Below are 7,568 nucleotides of genomic sequence, written 5' to 3'. Positions count from 1 at the left end.
TATCTCAAAGCAACGCTTGAGGCTATCGCTGCTGGCCACCCGGCATCCCAAATCGACAATCTCATGCCGTGGGCGTTCAAAACAGCGTCAAGATGAAACCGTTACGGTTTGTGCACACCGCTTACGCTTGACGATCGCCGGGGCAAAGCGCGAGACGCCCCGCACCTGACCTGCTTCCACCGGGTCGATGATGTGGAGCACCTCGGATGCCGGCACCCGCACGATCTCGCCTGCAAGGCGGGGGTCGGTGCTGTCGCCCGGATGCCGACGGTAGAAATAGAAATAATAGGCCACACGCCGGCCCAGCAGGTCAAACTCGATCCCTTGCCGGATCATGCCGCCGCCGGGCAGCTCTTTCGTCATGTCGATGGGCAGCATTTCCGAGGGGATCATCTGCAGCTGCAAGGGCACCGACAGCCCGTCTTCGGGCCGGCGTGGGCGAAAACGGAAGAACACCTCGCCGGTCAGAAACAGCTCGCGCGCGGCGCGGCGCTGGAGACCGTAGAAATCGGTCAGCCCTTCGGAATCTGCCTCGGCCTGCCATTCCTCCCAGAGGGCCTGAATGGCCTGCTTCTTTTCCGCGCCCTCGACCTTCGAGGTCGGCTTGACTCCGTCGCCCACCGCATTGCCGGTCCAGCTTTCCAGTGCGTTCAGCGCGTAGCCGTTATTGCGCACAAGCCAGCGGGCCCGCGCCGTGATCGTCGGGCCCGCCTGGCCGATCAGCGTGTTTACATGCGCGCGGCTGGGGCGGAACTTGATCAGGCGCCGCCCGTAGGCCCCGGCATCAAACCCGCCGATCATCGCGCCGATGCGCCGGCGCAAGCCCGTGATCATTGCCATATCAGAGCCCCTTTTCGGCGTAGAGGCGGGTCACGCGGCGCTTGGGGTTTGCCCCGCCCGCCGCAGCAATGCGGGCCTCGAGGTCGGCAATGGCGCGAGCCATTTCCGCATCCGAGCCGTAGGTTACGGTCTTGCCGTCATAGGTCGTCGAGCGCACGCCGCGGAACCGCGCCGCCAGCAGCGCGTCCAGCTGCGCCTGCATTTCTGCAAGGGTCATTTTCTACCTCATGTTGCTAGGCGTGCGATGCCGGTAATCGCGTAAAATCCATGTTTTTATGGTATTTCGCAGCCTGCTCGGATACCGTTGCTCACAAGGCGTGCTCTGACTTTTGAAGGACTCATTATGCGAAAACTTGTATTAATGGTCGCCATCGCCATTTCCCTGGGCGCATCGCCAATATTTGCTCAGTCTTTTCAAGATGGGGCGGCTGCCGCTCAATCGGGGAATTACGCGGAGGCAGTGAAAATTTGGAAACCGCTCGCCGATCAAGGCGATGTCCGCGCCCAGTACAATCTGGGCGTTATGTACGACAAAGGCCGCGGCGCAGATCAAGACTATGCGCGAGCCCGCAGCTGGTATCGCAAGGCTGCTGAGTAGGGCTAGCCGAGCAGCTCCGAGGCCAGCAGCGGCTGTTCGGCCCCAAGCGAGGCGCTGGCAAAGGGCATCTGCATGAAGCCGGAGGCCGGCGCGGTGCCATAGGTGGTTTCGAACGCGGCCGCCAGCTGCGACCGCGCGCCTTGGGCGCGGGGCATGGATTTGTCCTTTCGATTGATGTGGGGGGTCAGGCCAGGGGGTTGGCCGTGGAATAGTGCAGCACCACCGGGATGACGGCGGCCTTCAGCGCTTGCCCGCCCTCGACGGGCAGATCCACCGGCCGTGGAGCTTCCGCCTCGACCCAGTCGCAGAGCCCGCCCAGCGTGCGGTCAGCGGCAAGGACTGCCCCGATGGCAGCGGTCAGCGCATCGAAGGCCGCATCGCGGTCGGCAGAGGTCTTGCCCTGCACCACCACCTCCAGTTCCGCCCGATGCTCATAGTGATACTGCAGCGGCGACAGCGTCGCCTCCGGCTCCCCCGGTTCGCCATCGCGCAGGATCAGCAGGCCCCCGGCCGGCACGCGCTCGGGCAGCACCTCGCCGCGAAGGACGGTGGCGGGCAAGGTTTGCAGGACCGCAAGCAGAGCCTGCAGAATGGATTCGCGAGGGGTGGGCATGGATATCGATGAGCGTTTATTGCGAGGGCGGGCCATTCGGGCGCCCGCATCAACACGGGAGAAGCGGAAGCCTTACACCCCTTCGATCGTGTATTCGGGCGTGCCCTGCCAGACGAGCTTCCAGCTTGCGCCCGGCCGGACGTTCTGGACGATCCCCGGATCGAAGGCCACAAAACAGCGCCCACCCTCATGGCGCACCGACGGATAAAGGAGGCCACGGTGACCATCCCGGCGCAAAGCGGCCGCCAGCGCCTGACCTTCGGGGTATCCAACATCGGGTGCCGGGTCGAGTGCCGGATGACCGGTTTCACCTTCAAGGTCGGGAAAATCACCGATGAAATCGGCCAGCAGTTCCACATAGCGCGCCTCGTCCTCGAACACGCCGATATAGCCAAGCTCCCGCGTGCGGTGAAACCCCACCTCATCGGCCGAGGTCAGCACGTCGTAGGCGCAGTACCATGCGCCCCGCTCGGGCCCGTTGAAGCGGTTGCCGGTGGGGCGGGTATAGGTGAAGGCCGCATTGATGTGGCTCTGACCATAGAGCTTGAGATCATGCGCGCGCCGGGCGAAGGCCAGTTCGCGCCTATCAAGCGCCGGGCTGCCTTCGCGCTCGGCAATCAGCCGCGCGCTGGTCTCGCCCTCGAGTTCGGCCAGAATCTCTGCCTCGTCGTCGGTATCGACCAGACCGCGCAGCACCGGTGGCTTGTGTCGGGTTTCCGGGATGAGGCGGACCAGCCCTCTGTCATTGATGACCGTGATCTTCACATGCCACCCCGCAAGGCATCGACATAGGTGCGCACACGCAGGATCTTGGGCAGTCCGCCACGGATCATGGCATCAAGCGGGCGCTGGCCATCGAATTCGGGACCACGGTTGGGAAGCTTGACCCATTGCCGGGCAACCGGTGGATTGAAATACAGCTCCAGAGACTTGTAAAGGCCGACAAGGGCGCTAAGCCGCAGCATCTGATCGCGGGTCAGATCGCCCGAATAGCCCGGCTTTCTGGCGCGTTTCCACGTCGACTCCGACATGTCGGCAAGGGCGGCCGCTTCCCGTGCGGTGAGCGACCAGGCATCGGCAATCCTGCTGAATGCTTTCAGTGCGACGGCCTGAACATCGGCTGCAGGGCGTTCTCTGAGGGCGCTTTCCATTGTGGATCCTCCATAGGCTTCACAATATAGTGCCATATGAACCGGTAAGCAAGTCCAAATGGACCAAACGCGAGATCAATGATCTTCCCGCCACCTCTCCACCACCAGTCCCGGCACCTTGCCGACCACCCGCTCAACATCCCGCGCCAGATCGAGCCGCTTGCGCAGCCTCACCTGCGGGACCAGCAGAAAAATCGGCACGGTTGCGCGCCCGCGGCCGGTCTTGGAGCGCGACGCGACCCCGAGCCCCCGGCTGTTGAGCCGCCCGTCGGCAACCAGCATGCTGGGCCCACGGCGGCGGTAGACGAAGCGCAGGCGCATCCCCCGCCGTTTCTCCCACTCTCCCGGCGTCAGGCGCGCGCCGCCACGCCCCTTGCCGGCAGCCGGCAGCGGGATCGCCAGCCAGAAGCCTGCCTTGGAGCGGATCAGCACGCCTTGGTCATGGGCCCCGACGATTTTGGGGGCGTTCGACCAGACGAAGGCGGCGGCATCGAGGCTGTCGGTGTGCTGCGGATAGGAGCGGTTGCGGATGGTGCGCGGCAGGCGGTGGCCGAGGCCGGCACCCGTGATCTGCCGGCGCCAAGCCTGTTTCAGGTCCCCTCCGGCCTCGGCCATCGCCGCCTTCACGGCCCGCTCGCCGGCGCTGATTTCTTCCTGCAACATGGCCACCAGATCAGGCTCGAAGTCCAGCTTCAGTTTCACGCCGGCACCAGCTCAACGGTCCAGATGAGCCGATCCCGGTCCCGCTTCGGCTCACCCTGGATGGTGAAGTTCTCGGTGCCAATGCTGATGCCATCGCCGGGCCTGGGGTTCGCCATCTCGGAGACACGCGCATCGACCAGCGTCGTCTCCGACAGGATCTGCGCCGACCTGAAGGAGGTCACCTCATCCGGCGCCTTGCGGATCACGCGGATCGGCTGGGGTGCGCCGCCCGCCGGATACCAGGTGGCATCCAGCCCGAGGTTCACGTCGGCAAACAGCGCATCCATGGCCACGGCAAAGGCATTCATCACGCCCGCCGTCCGCTCCTCAGCACCTGGGGCCGTGTGCAGATCGGCAGCGGGTTGCTCTCGATCTCGAGCCGCACCCACTCGTCTCGGTCCCGGTCGGGGATCGAGCGGGCGTAGAGCGGCAGGCCGAGGGTGTTGACCGTCTCGAAGGTATCGGCCGGGGCGTAGTAGATCTCGAAGAGCCCTTCGACGCCCTCGGGATAGAAGAAGGCCTTGTCGGGCGGCACCCCGAAGGCGGCATTGCCCCGGTAGCGGCGGAAGGTGATGCCGCCGAAGCTTACCTCGTCGGCAACCCGCGCCCGCAGATCGGCGGCAGCGGCCGTATTGAGGTAGGTCTCGCGCACCTCCTTGTGGGCCACGAGATCCGAGAAGAAGGCCGAGCCGCATTCCGCGCGCAGCTGCACCGCCCCGGTGGAAAGCCCGCCCAGATCACCCTCGACGCTCTCGATCAGCGCCTGGCATTTCTTGCGCAGCGCCCCCGAGGCCGGGTTGGTATTGGCTAGATCGAAGTTGACCTCCGTGGCAGGCGTGATCGCGAACTCGGCGAAGTAGTCGATGACCACCGCCCCATCCTTGGGATCGAGCACCTTGCCCTGGATGCCATTCAAGAGGTGATACTCGAAGGTGGCCTCGGCGTCGTTGCGCAGGCGCTTGAGGCGACGCGCCACCTCCTGCTGGATCTGCTGGGTTTCGTTCTCGGCGCCAAAGGCGCGGATGCCCTGGATTTCCGAGGCCCAGAGCACGTCCTGTTTCTTGAACTGGCGGCACACAAACGCCCGCACGTCGCGCCGTTCAGGAATCTGCTGTTCATAGGCCGAACCGCGTTCCGAGAACGGGATCAGCGAGAGCGTGCCGTCGCGGCTTTCGATCACGACGGTGCGCGAGCGCACCCCGCGGTCTGCGAACAGGCCGGAGCCGGTGAGGGTCGCCGGCTTGTAGGGGATGTTTTCCAGCGCGCGGGTGAGCTCGATCACCGAGAAGGCATCGGTGTCGAAGATGTCCATGGTGGGCATGATGATGTTCCTTGCTTATCGGACGAGAATGCCGGCGGCGGCCAGCGCCGCGTGCGCCGCATCGATCTCGGGCTGCGTCAGGGTGCCGGCAAAGACCAGATCGTTGCCGTTGACGATGGCGGGCCCGCGCAGGAGCACCACCGCCGGCACGTCGGCGGCGGTGGCATCGGCCTTGCCCCAGAGCACGGCGACGGCGGTCTCGGTGCCGTCAAGCGCGGCCGGGTCGTGGGCGGCATACTTGCCGGTGGCGGTGATCTTGCCCAGCACGGTGCCGGGCTCGAGCACCGGGCTACTGGTCCCGGTGGCGATGGTGACATGCCAGGTGTGGATCCATCAGAGGCAGGCATTCCAACAATGGCCCCTCTCGCAGGCAAGTTTAGACAAAAGTTTGGCGGCGCAGATAAAACCTCTGTCGGTGACGAAGAAATAACAAACCTAAAAGACATTCTTGGAATCGATTTGAAGAATGAGGCCTTTGCGACAAATCTTGAACGGTTGATGGAGGTGTTGCTCGCAACGAAGGTATTCGTAGACACATCATCGTCAGATGTCATTCAAGGGGCCAGCTCGGATCTCGAAAGCGTTATCCAGAAAGTCATCGTTTTTGTAACCGAGGTCTGTTCCCGTTCGGAACTGGCTGATAATTCAAACCCCGTTCTCGGCCTATATCAGAAGTTTTTTCAAAGGTTGATACTTCGTGACCGCACGTTGCCGCGCCCGTGGGTGTTTACCACGAATTATGATCTGTTCAGTGAGCGGGCAATGGATCGTCTCAGTATACCGTATTGCAATGGGTTCAGCGGGTCGGTGGAGCGCCGGTTTAACCCAGCTACTTTTCGGTATGCTTTGGCCGAACAGTTGGATATCACCTCGAAGCGATGGGCTGCAGTCGACAGCTTTATTTACCTTTGCAAATTGCACGGTTCAATCAACTGGATTGAAGATGGCGAAGGCTTGTTCCCAATTCGGGAACTGCAAAATTTGCCTGAGAATACAACCAAAAGCCGTGTAATGATCTATCCGACCCCAGCCAAGCAAAACACATCGTTTGGTTCTCCATATTCTGATTTGTTCCGTGAGTTTCAAAAACAGGTGGTTCAGGATCAAAGCGTCCTAATTGCTGCGGGCTATGGCTTCGGCGACGAACACGTCAACAACATTATTTTTCAGGCTTTGACCATTCCGGGTTTCCGGCTGGTCATCTTTGCTGACCCCAAAACCAATGATATCACACAGGCGCTTTATGATCTTGAGGATCCGCGTGTGTGGTTCATTTGGGGGGATGGCCCAGAAGGTGGAGCTAAGGCGCACTATTTCAAAACTATTGTCGAACATTTTCTTCCAGAAGGTCCCGGCAACCGTACCGATGATGCTGTTCGTAAAGCGCTGAAAGCCTTTGGTGATCTGGCTGGAAAAGATAGTGGAGGCGGGGAGGATGCCGGATGACGACAAAGGACGAGTAATAGGCAAGGTCACCAACGTTTCCGCAGATAGGTTGGTTGTGGAGTTGCACCGAGGCAATGACAATTTCACGGTGGTCGGGTTTGACGACGTGCACTATGTTGCGCGCCTTGGCTCTTTCGTTCTTGTTCCGGTGCAGGCTGATTACGTGGTCTGCGAGGTTACGGGCCTCTGGGAGAAAGACCCGCAATCTTCGCGCCCAAACCAAAGCGGAACAGAAATGGATAAGGCAGCGTCCGCCAAATTCCTTGATCTGACGCCATTGGGAATGATCCGATCGAATGCACAGGCGAAATTTGAATTTGGAGTATCCGTATTTCCGCCGCTTTACGCCGATGCGCTCTATGCGCGAGATGAAGACCTGGACAGGGTTTTTCAGGTTGCTGACCCTTGCAACAAAGTTGTCCTAAAGGATCGAGCTGGCACGGGGCATACCGGCACAATTCCGGTTTCTCTGGAAGTGGGAACGTCTGTCGTTTTCAAAGGTTACCCGGTTAAAGTGCGAATAGACGAATTTTTCGGAGGGCACGTCGCAATCTTGGGCAACACCGGAAGCGGGAAATCCTGCACCGTGGCAACCATACTGCAATCTCTGTTTGAACGGCCGGAAGAGTTTGCAGCGCGCGGTGCTTCATTTGTACTGTTCGATGTGAATGGCGAATACCGGCCAGCATTTTCAGAATTACCGGACAGGATTGATCGTCTGTATTTAAGGGCTAATACAGAAGGTTCAACGGAAGACCTGATGCCGATATCTATGGGTGAAACCGCCTCTAATTAGAGCTATGCCCAAAAGTTGGTGACGCTGTAATCAGGCGGCATGTTTTTCCTGCTTGATCCCGTCCTTGAATTCAACCCCCTCGATAATTTCTGGCAGGCGAA

The 7,568-nt window shown here is 61.0% G+C and carries 12 protein-coding genes and 2 pseudogenes; 4 read left to right on the top strand and 10 right to left on the bottom strand.

What is annotated here, in order from left to right:
• On the top strand, window positions 1-96 hold a 96-nt coding region (locus MVC20_RS18915; protein ID WP_363320734.1), incomplete at its 5' end, for a transposase domain-containing protein.
• A gap of 30 nt (window positions 97-126) precedes the next feature.
• Here MVC20_RS18915 and MVC20_RS08235 read toward each other — a convergent pair.
• Window positions 127-834: pseudogene (locus tag MVC20_RS08235) on the bottom strand (phage portal protein); the annotation flags it as partial.
• Window positions 835-841: 7 nt separating this feature from the next.
• Window positions 842-1,057 (bottom strand): hypothetical protein, encoded by a 216-nt coding sequence (locus MVC20_RS08230; RefSeq protein ID WP_297540241.1) that lies wholly within the window; start codon window positions 1,055-1,057, stop codon window positions 842-844.
• Between the two features lie 126 nt (window positions 1,058-1,183).
• On the opposite strand from MVC20_RS08230, the gene MVC20_RS08225 reads away from it, so the two are divergent.
• Window positions 1,184-1,438: a hypothetical protein gene (locus tag MVC20_RS08225; RefSeq protein WP_297540239.1), complete on the top strand. Its 255-nt coding sequence runs from the start codon at window positions 1,184-1,186 to the stop codon at window positions 1,436-1,438.
• 5 nt (window positions 1,439-1,443) lie between these two features.
• Here the strand turns inward: MVC20_RS08225 and MVC20_RS08220 are convergent.
• The 8 genes and pseudogenes from MVC20_RS08220 to MVC20_RS08185 all read right to left on the bottom strand — a co-directional run.
• A pseudogene (locus tag MVC20_RS08220) lies at window positions 1,444-1,593 on the bottom strand (phage tail tube protein); the annotation flags it as partial.
• A gap of 29 nt (window positions 1,594-1,622) precedes the next feature.
• Complete coding sequence (locus tag MVC20_RS08215; RefSeq protein ID WP_297540236.1) at window positions 1,623-2,051, bottom strand: acyl-CoA transferase; 429 nt, start codon at window positions 2,049-2,051, stop codon at window positions 1,623-1,625.
• A 72-nt stretch (window positions 2,052-2,123) separates the two neighbouring features.
• Window positions 2,124-2,816, bottom strand: coding sequence for an RES family NAD+ phosphorylase (locus MVC20_RS08210; protein ID WP_297540234.1), 693 nt, complete (start codon window positions 2,814-2,816; stop codon window positions 2,124-2,126).
• Complete coding sequence (locus tag MVC20_RS08205) at window positions 2,813-3,202, bottom strand: MbcA/ParS/Xre antitoxin family protein (protein ID WP_297540232.1); 390 nt, start codon at window positions 3,200-3,202, stop codon at window positions 2,813-2,815. Before MVC20_RS08205 ends, MVC20_RS08210 begins: the two co-directional genes overlap by 4 nt.
• A 75-nt stretch (window positions 3,203-3,277) precedes the next feature.
• Complete coding sequence (locus MVC20_RS08200) at window positions 3,278-3,904, bottom strand: DUF6441 family protein (RefSeq protein WP_297540231.1); 627 nt, start codon at window positions 3,902-3,904, stop codon at window positions 3,278-3,280.
• Window positions 3,901-4,212: a hypothetical protein gene (locus tag MVC20_RS08195; protein ID WP_297540229.1), complete on the bottom strand. Its 312-nt coding sequence runs from the start codon at window positions 4,210-4,212 to the stop codon at window positions 3,901-3,903. Before MVC20_RS08195 ends, MVC20_RS08200 begins: the two co-directional genes overlap by 4 nt.
• Window positions 4,212-5,225 carry a major capsid protein gene (locus MVC20_RS08190; protein ID WP_297540227.1) on the bottom strand — a complete coding sequence of 338 codons (1,014 nt, stop codon included), beginning with the start codon at window positions 5,223-5,225 and terminating at the stop codon, window positions 4,212-4,214. The genes MVC20_RS08195 and MVC20_RS08190 overlap by 1 nt, the downstream gene beginning before the upstream one ends.
• Before the next feature lie 15 nt (window positions 5,226-5,240).
• A complete protein-coding gene (locus MVC20_RS08185) occupies window positions 5,241-5,510 on the bottom strand; it encodes a head decoration protein (protein ID WP_297540225.1) in 270 nt (89 codons plus the stop codon).
• Window positions 5,511-5,540: 30 nt separating this feature from the next.
• Between MVC20_RS08185 and MVC20_RS08180 the strand changes: the two genes are divergently transcribed.
• Both MVC20_RS08180 and MVC20_RS08175 read left to right on the top strand, forming a co-directional pair.
• Window positions 5,541-6,671: an SIR2 family protein gene (locus MVC20_RS08180; RefSeq protein WP_297540223.1), complete on the top strand. Its 1,131-nt coding sequence runs from the start codon at window positions 5,541-5,543 to the stop codon at window positions 6,669-6,671.
• Entirely contained in the window at window positions 6,661-7,467 is an 807-nt protein-coding gene (locus MVC20_RS08175) for a DUF87 domain-containing protein (protein ID WP_297540221.1), read from the top strand. The genes MVC20_RS08180 and MVC20_RS08175 overlap by 11 nt, the downstream gene beginning before the upstream one ends.
• Window positions 7,468-7,568: the final 101 nt, after the last annotated feature.

This window comes from Roseovarius sp. (genome assembly GCF_027019125.1).
In the GTDB taxonomy this organism is placed as follows: domain Bacteria; phylum Pseudomonadota; class Alphaproteobacteria; order Rhodobacterales; family Rhodobacteraceae; genus Roseovarius.
Note: the sequence above shows the minus strand (reverse complement) of the source record. Positions and strands in the feature narration are given on the sequence as shown.